The sequence below is a fragment of the Kordia sp. genome (assembly GCF_045105435.1).
Lineage (GTDB): Bacteria > Bacteroidota > Bacteroidia > Flavobacteriales > Flavobacteriaceae > Kordia.
The window spans coordinates 1-24600 of record NZ_JBGCDL010000133.1 but is presented as its reverse complement, the minus strand read 5'-3'; the positions used below and the strand labels follow the sequence as shown (position 1 = coordinate 24600).

At 35.1% G+C, this 24600-nt stretch carries 27 protein-coding genes; 24 read left to right on the top strand and 3 right to left on the bottom strand.

The annotated features are described in order from the left end of the window. The 17 genes from rplR to AB8B65_RS06795 form a co-directional block, all read left to right on the top strand. On the top strand, positions 1–340 hold a 340-nt coding region (gene rplR, locus AB8B65_RS06875), incomplete at its 5' end, for a 50S ribosomal protein L18 (RefSeq protein ID WP_405300131.1). A 6-nt stretch (positions 341–346) separates the two neighbouring features. Further along, positions 347–871: a 30S ribosomal protein S5 gene (rpsE, locus tag AB8B65_RS06870; RefSeq protein WP_405300130.1), complete on the top strand. Its 525-nt coding sequence runs from the start codon at positions 347–349 to the stop codon at positions 869–871. Between the two features lie 12 nt (positions 872–883). Then, entirely contained in the window at positions 884–1063 is a 180-nt protein-coding gene (gene rpmD, locus AB8B65_RS06865) for a 50S ribosomal protein L30 (RefSeq protein WP_160129202.1), read from the top strand. A gap of 15 nt (positions 1064–1078) precedes the next feature. Continuing rightward, positions 1079–1531 carry a 50S ribosomal protein L15 gene (rplO, locus tag AB8B65_RS06860; RefSeq protein WP_405300129.1) on the top strand — a complete coding sequence of 151 codons (453 nt, stop codon included), beginning with the start codon at positions 1079–1081 and terminating at the stop codon, positions 1529–1531. 15 nt (positions 1532–1546) lie between these two features. Continuing rightward, complete coding sequence (secY, locus tag AB8B65_RS06855; RefSeq protein WP_405300128.1) at positions 1547–2887, top strand: preprotein translocase subunit SecY; 1341 nt, start codon at positions 1547–1549, stop codon at positions 2885–2887. A 2-nt stretch (positions 2888–2889) separates the two neighbouring features. Beyond that, positions 2890–3105, top strand: a complete 216-nt coding sequence (infA, locus tag AB8B65_RS06850; RefSeq protein ID WP_007094967.1) for a translation initiation factor IF-1 — start codon at positions 2890–2892, stop codon at positions 3103–3105. Positions 3106–3111: 6 nt separating this feature from the next. Further along, a complete protein-coding gene (gene ykgO / locus AB8B65_RS06845) occupies positions 3112–3228 on the top strand; it encodes a type B 50S ribosomal protein L36 (RefSeq protein WP_007094966.1) in 117 nt (38 codons plus the stop codon). A 2-nt stretch (positions 3229–3230) separates the two neighbouring features. Beyond that, positions 3231–3605, top strand: a complete 375-nt coding sequence (gene rpsM / locus AB8B65_RS06840) for a 30S ribosomal protein S13 (RefSeq protein ID WP_405300127.1) — start codon at positions 3231–3233, stop codon at positions 3603–3605. A gap of 101 nt (positions 3606–3706) precedes the next feature. Beyond that, positions 3707–4096: a 30S ribosomal protein S11 gene (gene rpsK, locus AB8B65_RS06835; protein WP_114900930.1), complete on the top strand. Its 390-nt coding sequence runs from the start codon at positions 3707–3709 to the stop codon at positions 4094–4096. Positions 4097–4178: 82 nt separating this feature from the next. Continuing rightward, complete coding sequence (gene rpsD, locus AB8B65_RS06830) at positions 4179–4784, top strand: 30S ribosomal protein S4 (RefSeq protein ID WP_405300126.1); 606 nt, start codon at positions 4179–4181, stop codon at positions 4782–4784. Between the two features lie 25 nt (positions 4785–4809). Next, positions 4810–5802: a DNA-directed RNA polymerase subunit alpha gene (locus AB8B65_RS06825; protein ID WP_007094962.1), complete on the top strand. Its 993-nt coding sequence runs from the start codon at positions 4810–4812 to the stop codon at positions 5800–5802. A gap of 60 nt (positions 5803–5862) precedes the next feature. Then, a complete protein-coding gene (gene rplQ / locus AB8B65_RS06820) occupies positions 5863–6333 on the top strand; it encodes a 50S ribosomal protein L17 (protein ID WP_405300125.1) in 471 nt (156 codons plus the stop codon). 138 nt (positions 6334–6471) lie between these two features. Then, positions 6472–7287, top strand: a complete 816-nt coding sequence (locus AB8B65_RS06815) for an FkbM family methyltransferase (RefSeq protein ID WP_405300124.1) — start codon at positions 6472–6474, stop codon at positions 7285–7287. Between the two features lie 14 nt (positions 7288–7301). After that, the gene (gene carA / locus AB8B65_RS06810) at positions 7302–8414 is read left to right on the top strand and encodes a glutamine-hydrolyzing carbamoyl-phosphate synthase small subunit (RefSeq protein ID WP_405300122.1); all 1113 of its coding nucleotides are present in this window, start codon (positions 7302–7304) and stop codon (positions 8412–8414) included. Between the two features lie 17 nt (positions 8415–8431). Beyond that, the gene (locus AB8B65_RS06805; protein ID WP_405300121.1) at positions 8432–9034 is read left to right on the top strand and encodes a hypothetical protein; all 603 of its coding nucleotides are present in this window, start codon (positions 8432–8434) and stop codon (positions 9032–9034) included. A 156-nt stretch (positions 9035–9190) separates the two neighbouring features. After that, positions 9191–10480, top strand: coding sequence for a phosphopyruvate hydratase (gene eno, locus AB8B65_RS06800; RefSeq protein ID WP_405300120.1), 1290 nt, complete (start codon positions 9191–9193; stop codon positions 10478–10480). Between the two features lie 121 nt (positions 10481–10601). Then, on the top strand, positions 10602–11393 hold the full coding sequence (locus tag AB8B65_RS06795; RefSeq protein WP_405300119.1) for a hypothetical protein: 792 nt from the start codon (positions 10602–10604) through the stop codon (positions 11391–11393). A 168-nt stretch (positions 11394–11561) separates the two neighbouring features. On the opposite strand, the gene AB8B65_RS06790 is transcribed toward AB8B65_RS06795, so the two are convergent. Beyond that, entirely contained in the window at positions 11562–11783 is a 222-nt protein-coding gene (locus AB8B65_RS06790) for a hypothetical protein (protein ID WP_405300118.1), read from the bottom strand. Between the two features lie 245 nt (positions 11784–12028). Between AB8B65_RS06790 and AB8B65_RS06785 the strand changes: the two genes are divergently transcribed. The 6 genes from AB8B65_RS06785 to AB8B65_RS06760 all read left to right on the top strand — a co-directional run bounded on the left by AB8B65_RS06785 (position 12029) and on the right by AB8B65_RS06760 (position 19704). Continuing rightward, on the top strand, positions 12029–13066 hold the full coding sequence (locus AB8B65_RS06785; protein ID WP_405300117.1) for a hypothetical protein: 1038 nt from the start codon (positions 12029–12031) through the stop codon (positions 13064–13066). A 12-nt stretch (positions 13067–13078) separates the two neighbouring features. Beyond that, positions 13079–13600, top strand: coding sequence for a DUF350 domain-containing protein (locus AB8B65_RS06780; protein WP_405300116.1), 522 nt, complete (start codon positions 13079–13081; stop codon positions 13598–13600). Positions 13601–13735: 135 nt separating this feature from the next. After that, positions 13736–16366 carry a glycoside hydrolase family 9 protein gene (locus AB8B65_RS06775; RefSeq protein ID WP_405300115.1) on the top strand — a complete coding sequence of 877 codons (2631 nt, stop codon included), beginning with the start codon at positions 13736–13738 and terminating at the stop codon, positions 16364–16366. Positions 16367–16567: 201 nt separating this feature from the next. Further along, positions 16568–17857: a citrate synthase gene (locus AB8B65_RS06770; protein WP_405300114.1), complete on the top strand. Its 1290-nt coding sequence runs from the start codon at positions 16568–16570 to the stop codon at positions 17855–17857. A 75-nt stretch (positions 17858–17932) separates the two neighbouring features. After that, the gene (locus AB8B65_RS06765; protein ID WP_405300113.1) at positions 17933–18850 is read left to right on the top strand and encodes a dimethylarginine dimethylaminohydrolase family protein; all 918 of its coding nucleotides are present in this window, start codon (positions 17933–17935) and stop codon (positions 18848–18850) included. A gap of 41 nt (positions 18851–18891) precedes the next feature. Continuing rightward, a complete protein-coding gene (locus AB8B65_RS06760) occupies positions 18892–19704 on the top strand; it encodes a hypothetical protein (RefSeq protein ID WP_405300112.1) in 813 nt (270 codons plus the stop codon). Positions 19705–19982: 278 nt separating this feature from the next. On the opposite strand, the gene AB8B65_RS06755 is transcribed toward AB8B65_RS06760, so the two are convergent. Further along, positions 19983–21662 (bottom strand): hypothetical protein, encoded by a 1680-nt coding sequence (locus AB8B65_RS06755; protein WP_405300111.1) that lies wholly within the window; start codon positions 21660–21662, stop codon positions 19983–19985. Positions 21663–22023: 361 nt separating this feature from the next. Between AB8B65_RS06755 and ctlX the strand changes: the two genes are divergently transcribed. Continuing rightward, the gene (gene ctlX / locus AB8B65_RS06750) at positions 22024–22959 is read left to right on the top strand and encodes a citrulline utilization hydrolase CtlX (RefSeq protein WP_405300110.1); all 936 of its coding nucleotides are present in this window, start codon (positions 22024–22026) and stop codon (positions 22957–22959) included. Positions 22960–23151: 192 nt separating this feature from the next. On the opposite strand, the gene AB8B65_RS06745 is transcribed toward ctlX, so the two are convergent. After that, on the bottom strand, positions 23152–24600 hold a 1449-nt coding region (locus AB8B65_RS06745; protein ID WP_405300109.1), incomplete at its 5' end, for a hypothetical protein.

Here is a 24600-nt window from a genome sequence, read left to right as displayed (position 1 = left end):
GACTGAAAGAAGACAGAGAATCAAAAACAGAATTAGAAAAATCGTTGGCGGTACAGAAGCTAGACCAAGATTATCTGTTTTTAGAAGCAATAAAGAAATTTATGCTCAGATCATTAATGATGTAGACGGTAAAACAATTGCTGCCGCATCATCAAGAGATAAAGACATCAAAGACAAAGGAACGAAATCAGAAGTTGCTGCCTTAGTAGGGAAGTCAATCGCTGAAAAAGCTCAAAAAGCTGGTGTCGAAACAATCGCGTTTGATCGAGGTGGATATTTATACCACGGAAGAGTAAAATCATTAGCAGAAGGTGCTAGAGAAGGAGGACTTAAATTCTAAGAAACTATGTATCAGAAATACAAAAACGCAGAATTAGTAAAGCCAGGTGGACTAGAATTAAAAGATCGTTTGGTAGGAGTACAACGTGTAACTAAAGTAACAAAAGGTGGTAGAGCCTTTGGTTTCTCAGCTATCGTAGTTGTTGGAGATGAAAATGGTGTCGTTGGACACGGTTTAGGAAAATCGAAAGACGTCGCTACAGCAATCGCAAAAGCAATTGAAGATGCTAAGAAAAACTTAGTTCGTATTCCTTTACAAAAAGGAACATTACCACACGAGCAAAAAGGTAAGTACGGAGGAGCAAGAGTATATATTCAACCAGCATCTTCGGGTACAGGAGTTATTGCAGGTGGAGCTGTACGTGCAGTATTAGAAGCTGTCGGAGTTCAAAACGTATTATCTAAGTCACAAGGATCATCTAACGCTCACAACGTAGTAAAAGCAACATTTGATGCTTTATTACAACTAAGAGACGCTGGTATGATTGCTAAGCAAAGAGGAGTTTCTTTAGAAAAAATATTTAAAGGATAAATTCAAGGACAAATGGCAAAAATCAAAGTAAAACAAGTAAGAAGCAAAATTAGTCGTCCTCAAAATCAAAAGAGAACACTAGAAGCGCTAGGTCTTAAAAAGATAGGTCAGGTTGTAGAGCACGAAGCTACACCAAATATCCTTGGAATGGTAAATAAAGTTAAACATTTAGTTTCTGTTGAAGAAGCTTAAAAATAACAACTAGTTATGGATTTAAGTAACTTAAAACCAGCTGAAGGTTCAGTTCAAAGTAATAACAAAAGAGTAGGTAGAGGACAAGGTTCTGGAAAAGGTGGCACTGCAACAAGAGGTCACAAAGGAGCTAAGTCTCGCTCAGGTTATTCAAAGAAAATTGGATTTGAAGGTGGTCAAATGCCGCTTCAGAGACGTGTTCCTAAGTTTGGTTTCACAAATATCAATCGTAAAGAATATCAAGGTGTAAATCTTGATAGACTTCAGGAATTAGTTGACGAAGGTAAAATCACAGATACTGTTGATTTAAACACATTAGTAGCTAACAGAGTAGCTAGAAAAACTGATTTAGTAAAAATCCTTGGAAGAGGTGAACTTAAATCAAAATTAAAAGTTACCGCTCACAAATTTACAGCTTCAGCTAAAGCAGCTATCGAAGCAGCAGGAGGAGAAGCAGTAACTTTATAATTTTTACATAGAAGCATGAAAAAATTTATTGACACAATAAAAAGTATTTGGGGAATTGAGGAACTAAAAAATAAAATTTTAGTAACTCTAGCACTATTACTCGTGTATCGTTTTGGTGCACAAGTAAGTCTTCCAGGTATGGACTATACAAAACTTGGCGAAGCATTTACAGGTAGTTTTGATGATGGACTTGGTGGTCTATTAAACATGTTTACTGGTGGTGCATTTGCTAAAGCTTCTGTATTTGCACTAGGAATTATGCCATATATATCTGCTTCTATTGTAGTTCAGTTGATGGGAATCGCAATTCCTTACCTACAAAAACTTCAAAAAGAAGGAGAAAGTGGTCGTAAAAAAATCACACAAATCACACGATGGCTAACAATCCTTATCTGTTTGGTGCAAGCACCATTCTATTTATGGGGATTAGGAGCTTTAGGAGTTCCAGATGCAGCATTTACTGTAGGGAAAGGATTAGGCTTTATCATTCCTTCCGTAATTATCCTTATCACAGGAACAGTATTTGCAATGTGGCTTGGTGAAAAAATTACAGACAAAGGAATTGGTAATGGTATCTCATTATTAATTATGGTTGGAATTATTGCACAAATGCCTACTGCATTTTTACAAGAATTCGCTTCTAACTCAGGAAGACCAATGCTTATCCTTATAGAAATTGTAATTTGGTTAGTAATCATACTTGCCAGTGTAATGTTGGTAATGGCAGTACGCCAAATACCAGTACAATATGCTAGAAGAACAGCAACAGGAGGATATGAGAAAAATATGTTTGGAGCAAGACAATTTATTCCATTAAAATTAAATGCATCAGGTGTAATGCCAATCATCTTCGCGCAAGCGTTAATGTTTGTGCCTACAGCAATAGGAAAAGGTTTAGGAACCGAATCTAGCTTAGGACAATGGATGACAGCTAACTTCCAAGATGTATTTGGATTATGGTATAACGTTTTGTTTGCATTCTTAATCATCATATTTACATACTTCTACACAGCTATCACAGTGCCTACAAATAAAATGGCAGATGATTTAAAAAGAAGTGGAGGATTTATCCCAGGAATTCGCCCTGGCGGAGAAACTGGAGAATACTTAGACAAAATAATGTCACAAATAACTTTACCTGGATCAGTCTTTTTAGCATTGATCGCAATATTCCCTGCAATCGTAGGAACGATTATGGGAATTCAGCAAGGTTGGGCATTATTCTTTGGAGGAACATCGTTGCTAATTATGGTAGGAGTTGCCATAGATACCATGCAACAAATAAACTCATACTTGTTGAATAGACATTATGATGGTTTAATGAAAACTGGTAAAAACCGTAAAGTAGTTGCATAATTATGGCTAAACAAGCTGCAATAGAACAAGATGGAACAATTATAGAAGCACTATCAAATGCTATGTTCCGTGTAGAATTAGAAAATGGTCACATCGTAACGGCTCACATTTCTGGAAAAATGCGTATGCATTATATCAAATTATTACCTGGTGATAAAGTGAAACTTGAAATGAGTCCGTATGATTTAACAAAAGCAAGAATTACTTATAGATACTAATAAATCATGAAAGTAAGAGCATCAATAAAAAAGAGAAGTCCCGAGTGCAAAATTGTGCGTCGTAAGGGGAGATTATACGTAATCAATAAAAAGAATCCTAGATTTAAACAAAGACAAGGATAGTTATGGCAAGAATCGCAGGAGTAGACATTCCAAAACACAAAAGAGGTGTTATCTCATTAACATACATCTTTGGAGTAGGTAGAAGCAGAGCTAAAGAAGTTTTAGCAGCAGCGCAAGTTAGTGAAGATACTAAAGTATCAGATTGGACCGATGAAGAAATTGGTAAAATCCGTGAAGCAGTAGGAACTTTCACAATTGAAGGTGAATTACGAACTGAAGTTCAATTAAACATCAAACGTTTAATGGATATCGGTTGTTACAGAGGAATTCGTCATAGATCTGGACTTCCATTAAGAGGTCAAAGAACTAAGAACAACTCTAGAACAAGAAAAGGTAGAAGAAAAACTGTTGCTAACAAGAAAAAAGCAACTAAATAATTAAAATAGCTGTTAGTAATTAGTAAGAAGTAGTAGGAAGCTAGTATGTAATCATAAAGAATCCAAACGACTAAACTGCTAAAATCTAAATACCAAAAAGTATGGCAAAATCTAGCAAGAGTACAAAAAAGCGTAAAGTAATAGTGGAGTCAGTTGGACAAGCGCACGTAACTGCATCTTTCAACAACATCATTATTTCACTTACCAACAAAAAAGGAGATGTAATTTCTTGGTCATCTGCTGGTAAAATGGGCTTTAGAGGTTCTAAAAAGAACACACCTTACGCTGCACAAACTGCAGCTGAAGAAGCATCTAAAGTAGCTCATGAAGCAGGTTTACGTAAAGTAAAAGTTTATGTAAAAGGTCCAGGAAATGGTAGAGAATCTGCTATCAGAACCATCCACAATTCAGGAATTGAAGTAACAGAAATTATCGATGTTACTCCATTACCACACAATGGATGTAGACCTCCAAAGAGAAGAAGAGTATAATTAATTTATTTTCACATTGAGAGATTAACGATTATCGAAGGACAGCCTTAATTCATAATCACTCTCATAATAACTATTAGAAATGGCAAGATATACTGGTCCAAAAACTAAAATTGCTCGTAAATTCGGAGAAGCAATTTTCGGAGATGATAAATCTTTTGATAAAAGAAATTATCCTCCAGGTCAACACGGAAACAATAGACGTAGAGGAAAAAAATCTGAATACGCAGTCCAGTTGATGGAAAAACAAAAAGCAAAATATACGTACGGAATTCTTGAGCGTCAGTTCAGAAACTTGTTTGAAAAAGCAAACAGTAGTAAAGGAATTACTGGTGAAGTATTATTGCAATTATGTGAATCTCGTTTAGATAACGTTGTTTACAGAATGGGAATCTCTCCTACAAGAAGTGGTGCAAGACAATTAGTGTCTCACCGTCACATTACTGTAAATGGAGAAAAGGTAAATATTCCTTCGTACACACTAAAAGCTGGTGATGTAGTTGGAGTAAGAGAGAAGTCAAAATCTCTTGATGTAATTGATAGAGCATTAGCAAATGCTAACCACGTATACGAGTGGATTACATGGAATGGTGAGCAGAAAGAAGGTACGTATGTATCAATTCCGGAAAGACTTCAAATTCCTGAAAACATTAAAGAGCAATTAATAGTAGAATTATATTCTAAATAATTATAAATCAGAAAGTATTCTTAATATGGCATTATTAAACTTCCAAAAGCCCGACAAAGTTATCATGATTGACTCATCTGAGTTCGATGGCAAATTTGAATTTCGTCCTTTAGAACCTGGTTATGGGCTAACAATCGGGAACGCATTAAGAAGAGTACTTCTATCATCATTGGAAGGTTTTGCGATTACTTCTGTACGAATAGACAAAGTAGATCACGAATTTTCAACGATTTCTGGTGTTGTAGAAGATGTAACAGAAATTATTTTAAACTTAAAGCAAGTACGCTTTAAAAGACAAATAGACGATATCGATAACGAATCAGTATCTATTTCTGTTTCAGGTAAAGAACAACTTACTGCCGGTGATTTTCAAAAATTCATCTCTGGCTTCCAAGTGCTAAATCCAGATTTAGTTATCTGTAACATGGATGCTAGTGTGAATATCAATATGGAAATTACTATCGAAAAAGGTAGAGGGTATGTTCCTGCTGAAGAAAACAAAAAATCAAATGCTCCGTTAGGAACAATCTTTACAGATTCTATTTATACACCTGTAAAGAATGTAAAATATAGCATAGAAAACTATCGTGTTGAACAAAAAACTGACTACGAAAAGTTAGTATTTGAAATCATCACTGATGGATCTATTCATCCTAAAGAAGCTTTAACTGAAGCTGCAAAAACATTAATTCACCACTTCATGTTATTCTCTGATGAGCGTATCACTCTTGAAGCGGACGAAATTGCACAAACAGAAACGTATGATGAAGAATCATTACACATGCGTCAACTACTAAAAACAAAATTAGTAGACATGGACCTTTCTGTAAGAGCACTAAACTGTTTAAAAGCTGCAGAAGTAGATACATTAGGAGACTTAGTATCGTACAACAAAAATGATTTAATGAAGTTTAGAAACTTTGGTAAAAAATCTTTAACGGAACTAGAAGAACTAGTAAACGTAAAAGGTTTAAGTTTCGGAATGGACTTATCAAAATACAAATTAGATAAAGATTAATTCCTTTATAATTTGCTCCTCAAATGAGTTGAAGCAAGATAGAGGTAAAAAACAAATGTCATGAGACACGGAAAGAAAGTAAATCACTTAGGTAGAAAAACGGCTCACAGAAAAGCAATGTTAGCAAACATGGCTTGTTCTTTAATCGAGCACAAGCGCATCAACACAACAGTTGCCAAAGCAAAAGCTTTAAAGCAATTTGTTGAGCCATTAGTAACTAAGTCTAAAGAAGACACAACGCACAATCGTCGTTTAGTTTTTAGCAAGCTTAGAAACAAATATGCTGTAACTGAATTATTCAGAGATGTAGCGGTAAAAGTTGCTGACAGACCAGGTGGTTATACAAGAATAATCAAGTTAGGAAATCGTCTTGGAGATAATGCGCAAATGGCATTAATCGAATTAGTGGACTACAATGAAACGTATAACACTGAGAAAAAAGCGAAAACAACTAGACGTAGTAGAAGAGGTGGTAAAAAATCTGCGACTCCTGCTCCAGTTGAAACTCAAGCTTCTAACGAAGAAGAATAATGAAAATTAATTCATTACATATTAAAAGGATAAACTCTATGAGTTTATCCTTTTTTTATATCTAAGAAAGTCAAAAGACAATTTTGAAGTTACACTAGCGTATTACATTGATTTTAAATTCAAAAACGAATCAAAAAAATGATCCAACTTGTAAAATCATTAGTTCCTAAAAAACTAAAGAAGTTTATAAAAAGAAAAGTGCTAAAAAAAGGATATGTCAACAAACCTGTACATGTCGCTTCTTTAATTAAGGATGAATTTACATTAGATTGTACAATTGCATACAACAAATATGGTGGATACTGTACACCGTTTTCAGTACAAAAAGAATCTGTCGTACAAGCAATTCTCAAAGGAGAAGTATACGAACCAAATACAATTCAATACATAATTGATTATTGTAAAAATGGCGATGTAGTACAAGCAGGTGCATTCTTTGGAGACTTTCTGCCAGGAATTGCCAAAAACATTTCCCAAAATGCAAAAGTATGGACGTTTGAACCAAGTTCAGAATACTACAGATGTGCCGAAATAACCATTCTAATCAATAAGCTAACAAATGTAGAACTATTGCAAGTTGGCTTGGGAGCCGAAAAATCTCAGCTAAAATTACAAGTTGCTACTGCAGATGGAAGACAATTAGGTGGCGCAAGTAGAATAATTGATTCAGAAAATGGTAAATTTGTACCGATTACAATCGAAACGCTAGATAGTATCATTCCTGAAGACAGAAACATCTCAATCCTTCAATTTGATTTAGAAGGTTTTGAAATGCCTGCGCTCAAAGGTGCTATCAACACCATCAAACGATGCAAACCAATACTAATATTAGAAATATTATCACACAATGACATTTTAACAGACGATTGGTTCAAAGAAAATATTCTTTCTTTAGGCTATAAAATCACTGGAAAAGTGCATAACAACACTATAATCACAATACAACACAACTAAATTAGCATAGCGATATGAAATACCAAAATCGACAAAAAGCACTATTACTTTTGGAAGATGGAACTATCTTTCATGGGAAAGCAATTGGACAACCAGGAACTGCTTTCGGAGAAGTGTGTTTCAACACAGGAATGACAGGATACCAAGAAATCTTTACCGATCCATCGTACTACGGACAACTCATGGTAACAGCAAATGTGCACATTGGAAACTACGGAACAGCCGAAGACGAAATGGAATCAGAAAGTGTGAAAATTGCAGGGTTAATATGTAAAAACTTTAGCTACGAATATTCTAGAGATGCTGCCAACAGTTCTCTAAAAGAATTCTTAGAAAAAAACAATTTATTCGCAATCTCAGATGTAGATACCAGAGCTTTGGTAAGTTACATAAGAGACAATGGCGCAATGAATGCCGTAATTTCTACAGATGTAGACAATGTAGATGCACTAAAAACGAAACTAGCCGAAGTACCAAGTATGGCTGGCTTAGAATTGGCTTCAAAAGTATCTACAAAAGAAGCATACATCTATGGCGACGAAAATGCAACACATAAAATTGCAGCACTTGATATTGGTTGCAAGAAAAACATTCTAAGAAACTTTGCAAAGCGCGATGCATGCATCAAAGTATTTCCATACAACGCAACATTTGAAGAAATGAACGCATGGAATCCTGATGGATACTTCATCTCTAACGGACCTGGAGATCCAGAACCATTAAGCGACGCGATTACATTTGCAAAAGAAGTCATAAAACGCGACTTACCATTATTCGGAATCTGTTTAGGGCACCAAGTAATTGCATTAGCAAATGGAATCTCTACGTACAAAATGCACAACGGGCACAGAGGAATCAATCATCCTGTGAAAAACCTGTTAACAGGAAAAGGTGAAATTACTTCGCAAAATCATGGTTTCGCAATCAATAGAGAAGAAACGGAAGCAAATGCAAACGTAGAAATCACACATGTACATTTGAATGATAACACAGTTGCAGGGATCACTATCAAAGACAAAAACTGCTTCTCTATACAATACCATCCAGAAGCAAGTCCAGGACCACATGATGGTGAATATTTATTCGATCAATTCATAGAAAACATTCAAAAAGTAAAAACGGTTTAATTACAATTCGTAACAAAATGCAAAGAATCATCACGCTCGTTTGTGCAATAGTATTAGTAGTTTCTTGTAAAAACGATCCAAAATCTGAAAAAGGAAAAACTTCAAACGGAACTACAACCAAAGTTAAAGAAGTAAAACTTTCAACAGGTCAAGATCAATTACTATCTACAACTATTGCTTATTTTAAGCAGTGTAAAGCCGAATCGACAAACAGAAATGATTGTAGAAACAGCATTACAAAAATGATCACGGAATTCTATAACATTGGTGATTTCCGTGCAAAAGATGGTGGTTTTGTAATTTACGATAGTATTCAACCTATCGTAAAAAGATCGAACGACTGGACAAAATTAGGAAATGCAAACGATCAAGAAGCGCTAAGCAAAGCACAAGAAGCTGCCAATAACGGAAAAGCAACCATTGCTGTTGATGTATCACAAACGTACGGGCAAGTGGCAATGATCATTCCAGGGAAACTGACAAAATCAGGTTCATGGAAATTGAAAGTGCCCAATACAGCTGCGTTGGTAAACTATAGTGCAGACAAGTCGTTTATGAACAAATCATTATCGTATGCATTCAAATCTGCAGAAAATATTGTGCTATTCAGTAAAAAATAGTTGCGGTATTTTTTTGAGAAAACGTTTTCGCATTTTGTAAAAAGAGGCAAAAATCAAACATTGCTAACATATCCGTAAAAGCAACGGAAAAGCCAGTAAAACTTGGAAGAGTTTTGTAAATTAGCCAGTAAAGACAACAAAAGAAACAAAAGAAAAATGAGCAGAATAATCAACATTCACGCAAGACAAATATTAGATTCAAGAGGAAATCCAACGGTAGAAGTAGATGTAATTACGGAAAATGGAATATTAGGAAGAGCTGCAGTACCATCAGGAGCATCGACAGGTGAACATGAAGCAGTAGAATTAAGAGATGGCGGAGACGCTTACATGGGAAAAGGAGTAAGCAAAGCTGTTCAGAATGTAAATACAACAATTGCAGAAGAATTAATGGGAATTTCCGTATTTGAGCAAAATCAAATTGACAAAGCAATGATCGATTTAGATGGAACGCCAAACAAAGGAAACTTAGGAGCAAATGCAATCTTAGGAGTTTCATTAGCAGCAGCAAAAGCAGCAGCAAACGAATTAGGAATGCCTTTATATAGATATGTTGGTGGAGTTTCGGCTAACACCTTACCAGTACCAATGATGAATATCATTAACGGAGGTTCGCATTCAGATGCACCAATCGCGTTTCAAGAATTTATGGTAATGCCTGTAAAAGCTAAAAACTTTACACACGCAATGCAAATTGGAACTGAAATTTTTCATAACCTTAAAAAAGTATTACACGACAGAGGTTTAAGTACAGCTGTTGGTGATGAAGGTGGTTTTGCACCAACTTTAGATGGAACAGAAGATGCACTAGATACCATTTCATTAGCGGTTGCAAATGCAGGATACAAACTAGGAGATGAAGTAATGATTGCTTTAGATTGCGCTGCGGCGGAATTTTACGTAGACGGAAAATATAACTATGCAAAATTTGAAGGCGAAACAGGAAAAATAAGAACGTCTAAAGAGCAAGCAGATTACTTAGCGGAATTAGCTGCGAATTATCCAATCATTTCAATTGAAGATGGAATGGACGAAAACGATTGGGAAGGTTGGAAATACCTAACTGAAATTGTTGGAGACAAAGTACAACTAGTTGGAGACGATTTATTTGTGACGAATGTAGAACGTTTATCACGAGGAATTGAAAACAATACCGCAAACTCAATCCTTATCAAAGTAAACCAAATTGGAACCTTGACAGAAACAATTGCAGCAGTAAACATGGCACACAATGCCGGATACACTTCTGTAATGTCACACAGATCTGGAGAAACGGAAGATAACACCATTGCAGATTTAGCAGTTGCATTAAACACAGGACAAATTAAAACTGGTTCGGCTTCACGTTCAGACAGAATGGCGAAGTACAATCAACTATTGCGCATCGAAGAAGAATTGGGTGCAGTAGCATACTATCCGCAAGACAAAGCGTTCAAGATTAATTAAGACGCTAACAAATTATATACAAAAACGGGTTTCTATAAAGGAACTCGTTTTTTTATGGAATAAATTCAGATAATACTACTCACTATTTGTATTTTGTAGTAGAATTGATATTATATATACAATGAAAAAAATCGGAATGCTGTTGTTCATGATGCTTACCGCTAACTACACAGTAGCGCAAAACATTAACGATACAATTATCAAAAATGTGGTACGGATTGATGAAAAAGATATCGTGCAACATAACAATGATATCTTGATTGATGTAGTGATAGATTCTCAAACTAAAAAGAATCCGATCATCTTTAACAATACAAAATATTCAAAAGACTTTTTTGCGAATAACATATTCAAACAAAAAACCATAATGATCATTACTCCAGATTGGAAATATTATGATGAAATAGCCAAAGAAGCGGATGAATTTGATGGTTGTATTGAACCAGCAACGACAAACATTCTATATCAGCGGAAAATTAGTGGAAATACGGTAAAAACTGATAGCATTCGAATATCAGGAAAGCAACCAAAACTTATTTTTAAACCAATTACAACGCAGTCGAATATTACTAATGCAATTGTATACTATCATACAGAAACGTATAGCTCTAGTTGTTGCCCAAGAGATCCGAAATGGGAAGTAAAAGAAAAATTAGATGAATTTATAAGTTCTTTTGAAGTAAGTCATAAAGTGAAATTAGGAGAAATTTATAAAAGAATCACGGGAAAAGAAGGGGAACATATATTATATTTTACCTTATCAAGCCTGACGACAGTACAAAAACTTAGATTTTTGCAACAAATCAGATCTGTGTATAGAAAAAGTACAAGCAAAAAAGATAAAGAAACTACTTCTCAAATTTTCATACCAAAAAGTATCCGCAAAAATGGATTACAACTTATAACTAATTAGAGTATGCAGCAAAAACTAAAATAATACAGAGATACACTTATAAAAAAGAAGCTTAAACGCTTCTGGCATGATTCATATTTCCAAATATGTAAAAAAATAAAACCGCAAACAAATACGTAAGCGGTTTGTTGTTTTTTGATGTTATACCAATTTGCATTTAAAATAGTATTATGCACAAGTTACACACGTTAATTTACCTTCAGTTAATGGTGGTATTGTCAGATCTGGACAGCAACAACTTACATGCGGACAATACAAAAACACTCTAGTATACTTTTCTGTTAAGTCAATAATCGTATTAATAATGTCTGAAACATCTACAGAAGCATTCCTGCCAAACGTTTTATTTAAATTACTTACCGATTGTTCTCGGAGTGCTAAACTCTTCAAATTCTTTTTTTATGATTTAAAAGTGTTGATTTATAGAAAGTTATAAAAAAACAGAATCACTTAATTACGGTTTTGCCGTAATTAGCGATGTAAACCAACACAACAAGTCAATCCACAAACATACAAACATACAAACCAATAAATCCACAAATCAACAAACTGACGAATTAACGAATTAACAGATAAACAAATCCACAAACAGGCAAACCAATAACCAAAACCAAAAAAAATACTATCTTTAGCACATGACCAAACACCAAAAACCAAATGGCTGCTTCGTAGGCTTTCAACGACTCTTCTCGGGTTTTATGGCGGTTTTGGCTACTATTTTCTTAGTCATTGTACTTATCTTCTTAACGTATGAGGTACAAATACAAGGAGTCTCACTTTTGATTTTGACAGCAAGTTGTTTCTTTGTATTACGCTATATCTGGAAAAAAGTAAAACGAAAATCAGCATCCAACAAAGAAGTATTTAAAGGTGTTTTATCAGATTTTTTACGAACTATCTCAGTATTTGTCGTGTTCTCTATCATCATGACGATCTTAATAAAAAACGCCAAATATAAAATTCAGATAGAACCCAAAAAGGACAATAACAAAACCGAAATTGTCACCAAAACTGAAAACGGCAATCAAATTCGGTACATTGTAAACAAACAAAACTGGAAAGACTTTGATAGAAACTGGCATCAAATGGATTTCAAAATAGCGGAAAACAGTGTCAAACTATCAAAAAAGAATCGCCGCAATTTCAGATACACACGAAACTTTTCTTGGGGAAATTTCTACAAGCACATGGCAGATCACGATCGTCCATTGCTAGACCAATTATACGCTTCCTTTGATAAAATTCAGAAAGACAAAAAACTAAGCCGTAGAAAATTTGCCGAACTCATCATTACCAGCATTCAAGACATTGAGTACAATTACATAAAATCAACGCCATGTGATGGAAGTGAAGAATTTCCATGTGTGGGAAATGTGCGACTTGGAATTTTTGCGCCTGCTGAATTCAGTGCCAACTTACAAGGCGATTGCGATTCGCGCACCGTATTACTATTCGTACTCTTAAAAAAATTCAATTACAAAGTTGCCATTCTAAACAGTAACGAATACAGACATTCGGTACTCGGAATCAGTTTGCCAGCACAAGGAAAATACAAAACATACAACAGAAGAAAATACTATTTCGTAGAAACCACAGCAAAAGGATGCCCAATCGGATATTTGCCGCAAAAAGTGTCAAACACTCGTTATTGGGATTTTGTTTTAGTCAACTAAAAAAACAAACGCATGAACACAGATATATTTTATCTCGCATTAAGTCAACTAATACTTTCCATTGTATTAGCCATCGTTATATTCTTTATTTCGTATAAAGTATTAATCAGAATTTTCAAACTAAAAGAAGAAAACCTAAACGATTCCAATTTGGCGTTAAGTATCTTCTTTTCAGGAATCATTTTCAGTACAGGATATCTGCTAAGCGGAATCATTCCATCAATAATCAATTCGATAGGAATGCTAAAAATTCATGCGAAAGAAAGTTTATATATCGAAGTACTAAAATACTCTTCCATCTCTTTATTTGTTGGATTCTTATTAGCAGGAGTCATTCACTTTAGTGCCTTCATGCTTACAAAATCATTGACAAAACATGTGGACGAAGTGGGCGAGTTGCGTAAAAATAATTTAGCTGTCGCGATTTTACTCGCAACCATCATTATCTCCATTACAATCATAGCAAAAGACAGTCTCGTATTCTTGATCGAACTCTTCCTCCCACAACCTGTAGCGCCAGATTCTATCGGTTAAAAATATAAATTCAATCTAGGTCATAAGAAATAGTTATGGATTTGATAATCAGATTTATAGTTAAAGAATTGCCAATGCATCAAAAATGAAAATCAGCATTTCGTATCTTTAAGGTAACTATTAAACCTAGTTGCTATGAAAAAACTTTACCTATTATTTTGCTGTGTATTTGGACTTCATACCTACGCGCAACAACTAACATCCATAACACCTGTAAGCAACAATACCATACTGTTGCGTTTTGATGAAGGTGAAAAAGACTTTACAAACTTTGATGAATTCTATTTCTATAGTGCACCAAATGCTACGTACTATGGTCAAATAGACGAAGCACAAGCTCTCATACCTGGAAACTTTACCATTTCAAGTACAGATGATGCGTTTTATGCAACCGCACAACAAGCAAGTGCAACATTTTTTAAAGCAAAAGAACAAGTAGCATTGCAAGACTATTATGTATATGTCCGATTGCCAAACCCAATGGAAAACGGCAAAACATACACCATAAATGTCGCAAACATAAACACGCAAGAAAGTACGTTCAACTTAACGTTTGATGCGTTCAATAACTTTTCAGAAAGTATTCATGTCAATCAAGTTGGAATGATTTCAAGTGCAACGGAAAAATTTGCTTACATATCACAATGGCTTGGAAAAAACAATTTTGCCAACAGCAATCATGAAGACTTTACAAACTTCATTGGCGCAACTTGTCACGTAGTGCGCGCTTCCGACAATCAAATCATATACACAGGATCAGGAAATAATGGATTGCAATTTCGCGCTCCAAACACATTAGCAGATTACTCAGAAAATTTTGCCACTAAATATTGGTACAACTCGCCAATATGGGAATTTGACTTTTCGGAAGTCGGAAACAGCATTCCTGTAAGTGATTCAGAAGAATACAAAATTGTAATAGAAGGTATTGGAAGTTCGTTTCCGTTCAAAATATCAGACAGAGTGTATGACGATATCTATAAAACCATTTCAAACAGTTTATTGTACCAAAGAAGCGGATTTGATCGCGGAAGTGAATATGCGCCTTTTACAAAACCTGTAGATCATGTGCCAGGTGTAGATGGTTTTCAAATAACCTATTCAGACTTTAGACGAATGGATGTTGTAAATGGTGACGAACAAAGTTTTGTACAATTGCCAGCACAAGCAACTTCGTTCATCAATCCTACAAATGCACCTGCATGGATGTCGTCACCCGATATGATGCCGTGGGGAAGTGGTGGACATTTTGATGCAGACGATTTTGATGTGTACATTCAGCACTTAAACCTACCAATTTACGCAGGATTTATATACCAACTGGCACCAAATGGTTTCTTAGATGGCGATTTAAACATTCCTGAAAACAGCAACGGAGTTCCAGACATTTTAGATGAAGTACAATGGACGCTCGACTTTTTTAAACGTACCAAAGGACCAACAGGCGGAATTTGTGGCGGAAAAGAAACCAACGGATATTACGGACCTGCATACAATGATGGTTCTGGCAATTCGTCTTCTGAGCAAATGTGGTATGTATATAAAGAAGATCCTGCGGCTTCGTATGTGTATGCAACTGCAGCAGCATTATTTTCGCAAGCGTTAAGTGTTGCTGGCGATGCAAACAATCAGGCACAATTATACAGAAACGAAGCCATTGCAGCTTACAACTGGGCAAATACAAATGCTACAGCTGCTGACTTAGAACAACTGTTTAGTGGAATAAGTTATGCAGGAAAAGTAAAAGATTTAAAATTAAATGCTACCGCAGCTTTATACAGTTTGACAGGCGAACAAGAATACCTAGATTACTACATAAACAATACGGTAGTGACTACGCCAACAACATTTTTGTACGAATATCAAATACACGATGAATCTTTGGCAAACTGGATATTTAGTGTTATTCCGCAGGACAAATGGGCAAACTTTGATGCTGTAGCAATCAATTTGCAAAGCATACAAATACAAGCCATCAATTATTGGAGTGATGTTTGGGGAACAAATGATATTAGCTTAAAGCCAATTCGGTTCATAAAATCACAATACCAACCGCCAATATTGGGCACTACAGGTTCAACACCGCAACTAATGCCGCAAATCATGTCGTATTATCACACACAAAATCAACAATTGCTCAATCAAATGTTATCTAGCAATGATATGATGCTTGGCGGAAATCCAGAAAACAAAGTATACATTACACGAGCCGATCTTTTTGGTGCAGAACGCTATGCTAGAGAAGTATTGCACGATGCTGCTATAAGCAATGCCGGAAATGCAATTCCAGGAATTCCATTATACACACATCACTTAGACAAAAAAGAAGATTTTATCATGTCGCCACCAATTGATGATTGGCCATACATGGAAATGAACTTAGATGCACGTGTCTATTTCTTGCAGTCAGAATTTACAATTCATCAAAATACCATTCAAAGTATGTTATTTTATGGATATCTAAACTCAATATTCAATCCAGATTTACTACTAAACGTTCCCGAAAATACATTGAATGATTTGCAAAGACTTGTTGTGTATCCAAATCCGAATGAAGGTATCTTTAAAGTTAGCTGGCAAGCAAACAGTGTTTTTAAAAAAGCACAACTTTTTGATATCAATGGGCGAAAAATAAACTTCAAACAAAATGGTGTATTTGCAGAAAACGGAATTGAAATAGAAACAGGTTTTTTAAGTGAGGGCATTTATATTTTAAAAATTTATCTAGATGATGATGTTATCTCAAGAGAAATAAATATTCGCTAAAAAACCAAAAAATAAACGATATAAAAAAGCGATTATTGATAAAACAGGAATCGCTTTTTTATGCATTAATATCATTTATTCTGACCATAAGTTTTAATGATATCTTAATTGTTAAATCCTTTGTAAAGTATTTTCATAAATCGCGACATATTTCGTAATTTAGCATCCAGATAAAAATAAAAAAAAATTCTTATAGAAAATATGTCAGATAACATAGCTACGTTAGAGATTAATGGTGAGAAACATGAGTTTCCAGTAATTGAAGGTACTGAAAATGAAATCGCTATTGATATTAAAAAATTAAGAGGCTCCACAGGAGGCGTTATTACCATTGATCCAGGATACAAAAATACAGGCTCTTGCCAAAGTGGTATCACTTTTTTAAATGGAGAAAAAGGTGTGCTACGCTACAGAGGATACTCTATTGAAGACTTAGCTGAAAAAGCAGACTTCCTAGAAGTTGCTTATCTATTAATTTTTGGAGAATTACCATCTGCAGCGCAACTGGCAAAGTTTCACAAAGATATCAAAGCACAATCTATTGTTGATGATGATATCAAAAAAATAGTAGATGCGTTTCCAAAATCTGCTCATCCAATGGGTGTAGTAGCATCATTGACAAATGCATTAACAGCGTTCAACCCATCATCTGTAAATGTAGATTCAGAAGAAGAAATGTATCATGCTATAGTAAAAATATTAGGGAAATTCCCTGTATTAGTTGCTTGGGCAATGCGTAAAAAACAAGGATTACCGTTAGACTATGGCGATGCATCATTAGGATATGTTGAAAACGTATTACAAATGATGTTTAAGCAGCCAAATGAAAAGTATAAGCTAAATCCAATTGTTGTAAATGCATTAGATAAATTACTAATCTTACACGCCGATCACGAACAAAACTGTTCTACATCAACTGTACGAATTGTAGGTTCGTCTCACGCTGGATTATTTGCTTCACTTGCAGCAGGAATCTCTGCACTTTGGGGACCATTACACGGAGGTGCAAACCAAGCCGTATTAGAAATGTTAGAAGCCATTCGTCAAGATGGTGGAGACACTAAAAAATACATGGCAAAAGCGAAAGACAAAAGTGATCCTTTCCGTTTAATGGGATTTGGACACAGAGTATATAAAAACTTTGACCCAAGAGCAACGATTATCAAAGTTGCTGCCGATGAGGTTTTAGCAGACTTAGGAGTGGAAGATCCAATCTTAGACATTGCTAAAGGATTAGAGCAAGAAGCCTTAAAAGATCAGTATTTTGTAGATAGAAAATTATATCCAAACGTAGACTTTTACTCTGGAATCATATACAGAGCCATGGGAATTCCAACGGAAATGTTTACCGTAATGTTTGCCTTAGGCCGTTTGCCAGGATGGATTGCACAATGGAGAGAAATGCGCTTGCGCAAAGAACCAATTGGTCGTCCGCGTCAAATATACATTGGAGAAAATCTCAGAGAGTTCAAAACAATCTCTGAACGATAACATACAACAAAACATCACTAAGCTTCATAGGAATCATAACCTGTGAAGCTTTTTTACTTTACATACCCGAATTACATGTTAGAACTATACGTAAACGATGAAACTTCTTCACTAAAAGCTGTTGTACTAGGAACTGCCGAAAGTTGCGGATCTACACCAGAAGCAGAAGACTGTTACGATCCAAAATCAAAACAGCACGTGCTGGCAGGAACCTATCCTTTAGAAAAAGATATGATTCCCGAAATGGAAGCTGTAGCGGCTGTCTTTGAAAAGTATAATGTCAAAGTATTTCGTCCAAAAGTCATTCAAGATTACAATCAAATCTTTGCAAGAGATATTGCTTTTGTCATTGAAGACAAATTCATCAAATCAAATATATTACCTGATCGCGATCGAGAAATAGAGGCTATTCAACATGTAATTGATCAAATAAATCCAGAAAATATAATCACGCTGCCAGAAGAAGTGCATGTAGAAGGTGGCGATGTAATGCCTTGGGGCGATTATATTTTTGTGGGAACCTACTCTGGAGCAGATTATCCAGACTACATTACCGCACGTACCAATACAGATGCAATCATTGCACTACAAGAAATATTTCCAGAAAAAACAGTAAAATCATTTGAACTTCGCAAATCAAACACAGAAGCCAAAGAAAACGCACTCCACTTAGATTGTTGTTTTCAGCCTGTAGGAACGGACAAAGCCATCTTACACAAAAACGGATTCTTGGTTGAAGAAGAATACGAATGGTTGGTAGATTTCTTTGGGAAGGAAAATATTTTTGAAATTACAAAAGACGAAATGTACAACATGAATAGTAATGTGTTTTCCATTTCGCCAGAAGTAGTTATTTCAGAACAAAACTTTACACGCTTAAACACGTGGTTAGAAGCTAATGGTTTTACAGTTGAAAAAGTACCGTACGCAGAAATTGCAAAGCAAGAAGGATTATTGCGTTGCAGTACCATGCCGTTAATTAGAACGAAGTAAGGTTTCTTTTATCTGTAGACTTACATTCAAAAAAATGGTCTATGAGCAAACATTTTATGCAGTTTTGCATTTTCGTTAGTATCTTTTGTTATTCTTACAGTGGAATGGCGCAAGGTGTCATCAGCGGATTCTACAATCAAAAAGGAAAAGCAACACTCGTACTTGGCGCAGGATTTGAAGACTCTAAAAACTATTTCATCGGCAGCGAAAAAAGCGATCTCAGTCGTAACTTATACAGTATTTCTATCTTCGGAATTTACGGAATCAACGATCGTTTAAACGTGCAAGCTTCCTTACCATACTTATCAAGTGGCGAACAAAACGGATTGCAAGACGCGCAAATTATTATCAAATACCGCGCAATACAATTACAACGAAAAGCAGGAAAACTAGAAGTATCTTTCGCAACAGGTTTTTCTTCCAACGTAAGTGATTATCGCATTGGCGGATTAAATGATTTAGGACAGCAAGCCAAAATACTAGAAACGCGCGCATTGCTGCATTACCAAAAAAAATCTGGATGGTTTGCCAATGTGCAAAGTGGTTTCTCATTTAAATTTGAAGAAGTCCCAAACAGTTTTCCATTCACATTCAAATTCGGAAAAGCCAGTACAAAAAGTTACTTCGATTTTTGGTATGACTTTCAATATGCGTTTGGCGGAATAGACTATCGCGGTACACCAAGACCACAAAACTTCAGAGAATTCGGTGTAACCTATCACAAAATTGGCGGAACCTATCATTTTCCACTATCAAAGAAATCAGGAATATACATTGCGCCATCGTATGTGATCGCTGGAAGAAATGTATTTCAAGGGTTTGCATATCATGCAGGTTTTACCTATCAGTTGTAGAAATTCTACTAGTTTAGTTTTTATATAAATAAAGTTCTTAATTAACGTGAGTTCGACATGAAAATCATAAGTATTGCATGTAACGCACTTAAAATTATCTGTTTGTCAGTTCGAGCGCAGTCGAGAACACTGAAAAACTAAAGTTCTGATTGAATCTCGATAGCTTCGCTAGGTATTTTCAATTAAAATATATTTTAATCTCAATAGTGCTCGATTTGACATTTACGCTACAATGCTAAAAATCAATTACATAAAGACAAATTTATATCGAACTCACGTTAATTAGATGAATACACATAAACAGCACCTGCATTTACCAATGAATTATTAGTTTGATCTCCATTAATTCCTGTAGCGTTGCTTCGTTCAGCATAGGCACCAATGGCTAATAGTTCACCAGTTCCAGAAATTGATATTCCAGTTCCAAACCGATCAGATCCATTTGTATTGGACGCTTTTATATAAGCATTTTGGGTCCAAACACCACCTTCATTAATAAAAATATATGCAGCACCCGAATTGGAGGCAGAAGTATTATTTTGATCTCCATTAATCCCAGTAGCATTACTATCTTCTCTATTGCATCCAACCAATAAAGCATTGCCGTTATTTGATAAACTTACAGCATATCCAAAATTATAAAAACCTCCAGGATTAGAAGCTTTAAAATAAACAGTTTGTGTCCAGGTTGTTCCTGACCTAGATAATAAATAAACTGCTCCAGTTCCATAAGCTGAAGTATCTGTTTGATCTCCATCAATCCCACTTGTAGCACTTCCTTCTCTCATTGCTCCTACTGCCATTATATTACCATCGCTAGAAAAACTAATGGAATCTCCAAAGGTGTACCCATTTCCTGGATTAGAGGCTTTTAAAAAAGCTTCTTGTGACCACGTTATTCCTGAGCGTGTAAAAACATAAACTGCACCACTTTGTAATATAGTGGTACTTTCAAAATTAGCACCAACAGCTAATGTATTTCCGTCATCTGATAATGCTACAGCATGGCCAAAAAAGCCACCACCGTTTGTGTTAGAAGCTTTTAAATACGCTTCTTGTGACCAAGTAGTACCAACTCTTGTAAATATATAAGAAGCTCCACTATTACTAGCGGAATTATTTGTTTCATCTCCATTAACACCAGTAGCACTACTAGCTTCAGATCTAGCACCAACCGCTAATGTATTACCATTATAAGAAAGCGCAACTGACCATCCAAAATCATCATCACCTTCAGCATTTGATGCTTTAATGTACGACTCTTGTGACCACGTTGTTCCTGTTCTTATAAAAACATAGACAGCTCCACTGCTTGATGCGGAATTATCAGCTTCATTTCCGTTAATTCCAGTAGCATTACTATCTTCTCCAAATGCGCCAACAGCAAGTGTATTTCCATCTCCAGATAAACTTAAACCATTGCTAAAAAAGTCAGTGTTATTTGCGTTGGATGCTGTTATAAATGCTTGTTGTGACCACGTTGTTCCTGTTCTTATAAAAACATAAGCAGCTCCTGCATTACTTGATCTTTGACGCGAAGCAACTGCCATTGTATTGCCATCATCAGAAAGGGAAACTATCCATCCAAGATAATCACTCGTTGCTGTATTTGATGCTTTTATATAATCGATATTGCTTGAGCTATCATAACTAATATTAATAATTTCATTTAATACAAATTGCCCGCTACTATCTTCTTCAATACATACCCATCTAGAATTTTGATAAAAGCACGTACTGTTTCTAGATAAATCAAAAACGGTAGTTCCATCTACAGGAGGATTGCCATTACCATCTGTAACAGATTCCACATTAGCTACACGAGGAATTACTAAGCCGGTATTATTTACAGATGTGACATCTAGTGTTCCTTTAGGGTCTGTTGTGTTTATACCTACTTGAGCTTTAATAAGTAAAGAGAAAAAAACGAGTGAGAGTAATGTAACTGTGCTTTTCATTAGTTTGATTATTTGGTGGTTAGTTTATTCGTAGGAAAATTGTTTTACAAATAAACTTTAAATATTATAAAAATAGAAATTCTAAAAAAAAAAAGGTATTTGTACGTAGTGTATTTACACTATAAAAAAAACATTTTGAACTCAACTTAAAATCTGAATTTCAATATTTTGAAAAATGAATTCAAAAACATGCTGTAAAAATTGAAAGAATTTTATGATATATTTATGTTGAATTATCGTTTTATTTGAAAGGTTATTAATGATGATAACTTTTTATTGAAAAAAGTGAAATAAAACTAGCATTATTTTAGTTTTTATGTAATTTTAGAACTTTAAAAAAATAACATAAAAGTTAGCTATAATGCAGCAAATTACCAATACGATCCTCATGGTACGTCCGGTTGCGTTTCGAATGAACGAGCAAACCGCCGTAAACAACTACTATCAAAAAGTAATAGAAAATTTATTGCCAGAAACGGTACAAGCCAAAGCGGAAGCAGAGTTTGATACGTATGTAGAAAAATTGAGAGCTATTGGTGTACATGTGGTAGTAATTCAAGATACAAAAGAACCAGATACACCAGATTCTATTTTTCCTAACAATTGGATTTCATTTCACGAAAACGGAAACATAGGAGTTTATCCAATGTTCGCCGAAAACCGTCGTCATGAACGTAGAGAAGACGTATTTGTTGAGCTTGAAAAACTAGGATTTCATATTGAAAACATTGTAGACTACACTGATGCGGAAGAAGAAGGTGTTTTCTTAGAAGGAACAGGAAGTTTATTATTAGACCGCGCAAACAGAAAAGCTTATTGTGCATTATCGCCAAGAGCAGACGAAGATCTTTTCATTGAATTCTGTGAAGATTTTGAATATTCGCCAGTCGTTTTTAATGCAAATCAAACTGTAAATGGCCTACGAAAAGCAATCTATCATACCAATGTAATGATGTGTTTGGCGGAGAATTTTGCGGTAATTTGTTTGGAATGTATTGATGATAAAAAAGAGCGTGAAAACGTAAAAAAACATCTCAAAGAAGATGGAAAAGAACTCATTGTCATCACTGAAAAGCAAGTCAATAAATTTGCAGGAAACATGTTGCAAGTAAAAGGTGCAAATGACGAACGTTTTTTGATTATGAGCAAAGCAGCACACCAATCGCTAACGGAAAGTCAACTAAAAGCCATTGAAAAACATTGTAAAATTGTATCAAGTTCCTTAGATACCATTGAAGCTTGTGGCGGCGGAAGCGCTCGCTGTATGATGGCTGAGGTATTTTTACCAAAAAAATAATGTTTCGATTCTGTTCAGTGTAACGATTTCATAAAAATATATGGAGCGAAGTCAAAATGTGTAAGTAACATCAAGCTGAACTTGATTCAGTTTCACACAAAAAGATGAGATTCCAATACGTTCGGAATAACGAAAAAAAGCCTGAGAATACTACATTCTCAGGCTTTTTTACATCAATCTTTCAAGTAAAAATTATTTTTCGCAATCATTATATTCTTGAATAATTTGTTGCAGGTTTTCTTCATTTTTCACATCAAACTCACCAGCTTTTAAGTCGCTCGCTACTTGCTTACATTTCTTTAAATACTTAGCCATTGCTTTAGAAATTTTTTCGTTCTTGCGATCATCAATCATAAAACCAACTTTCTCATCTTTCACTTTAATCACGTAAGTTCCTTCTTCGCCGGGTTTTATCAACAACATATTTCCATTCTCTTCATAAATCTTCTCATAAAAATAAGAATTATTAAATCCGAAATTAGACGCATTCGCCATCTTTTTCAAAGCGTTTCCTTTTGTTTTCATTCCGTAAAACATTTTTTCAACACCTTCATCTGTTGCTGTAAATGAAATTCCATCTTTCGCAGAAAACTTCTTCACACGTGTACGTCCTTTATCGTTTTGATAACGAATGCTAATATACTTTCCGTAATTATCAACAGAATTCATATCATGCAAACCAGTAACTTGTTGTCCCGGATCAATCTGTAATTTTTCAAAAATAACATATACGGTTCCTGTATATTTTTTTCCTTTCTTATCGGTAATACTTCCAGGAACTCCGTATAAATTAACGCTGTTTTCTCTTGCTACTTTTATCTTGTCGTTGCGTAATTCACGTTTTTTATTTTTTGCTTGACGTCCTAATGTATAGCCACGACCAACAGATTCTTCCACAAAAATTTGCCCAAAAGTTCTTGAAAATCGATTGGTAAACATGGTTTTTGAACCTTCATCAAACTGATACGTTTCACCTGTATACGATTCTGCAACTGCGGCAGTAGAACCTGTTTTCCGCGATTCTGTAGCTGTCGCCACTCTAATTCTATCCAAATCAGTAATCACATACGCACGTTCACTTGCCGAGTAAAATACCTTTCCAACAACACGTGTTCCTTGCGAACCGCCAAAAGTAATTGTTCCATCTGGGCGAACATACGGTTTATAACGTCCAACAGTTTTAGTGCGTTCATCGGCTTCTAACTTTGCTTTGGCAGCCGCTTGTAAATACTTTTCACTAATAGATTCGCGTTCTTCCGCAAAAAAAGCAGCAACCTTATCTTTATTAATTCCGTTTGCATCAATCAAACCATATTTCTCACTCAACAAGCGAATAATGATTTTTTTAGAATTAAACGAAGTCTTTAAAATTTCATATGGAATCTCTGTTTTCTGTCCGTCAGCAGAAGTCATTTCCAAATACTGATGATCTTGAATAGCAGAAATAGAAATAGCTTTGTAATGGGCATCAAAAGCTTTTTCGCCTGACAAATACTTAAAGGTATGTTTATTACGTTCGTCTCCTTTTTCAATAATTGCAACTTCTTTCTTATCAAAAAGCACCTTATTTTTCTTAATCTTAATTTTTTGACTAATGGCTACTACTGGTAGTAACAGCAATAGGAATACTATTTTTTTCAT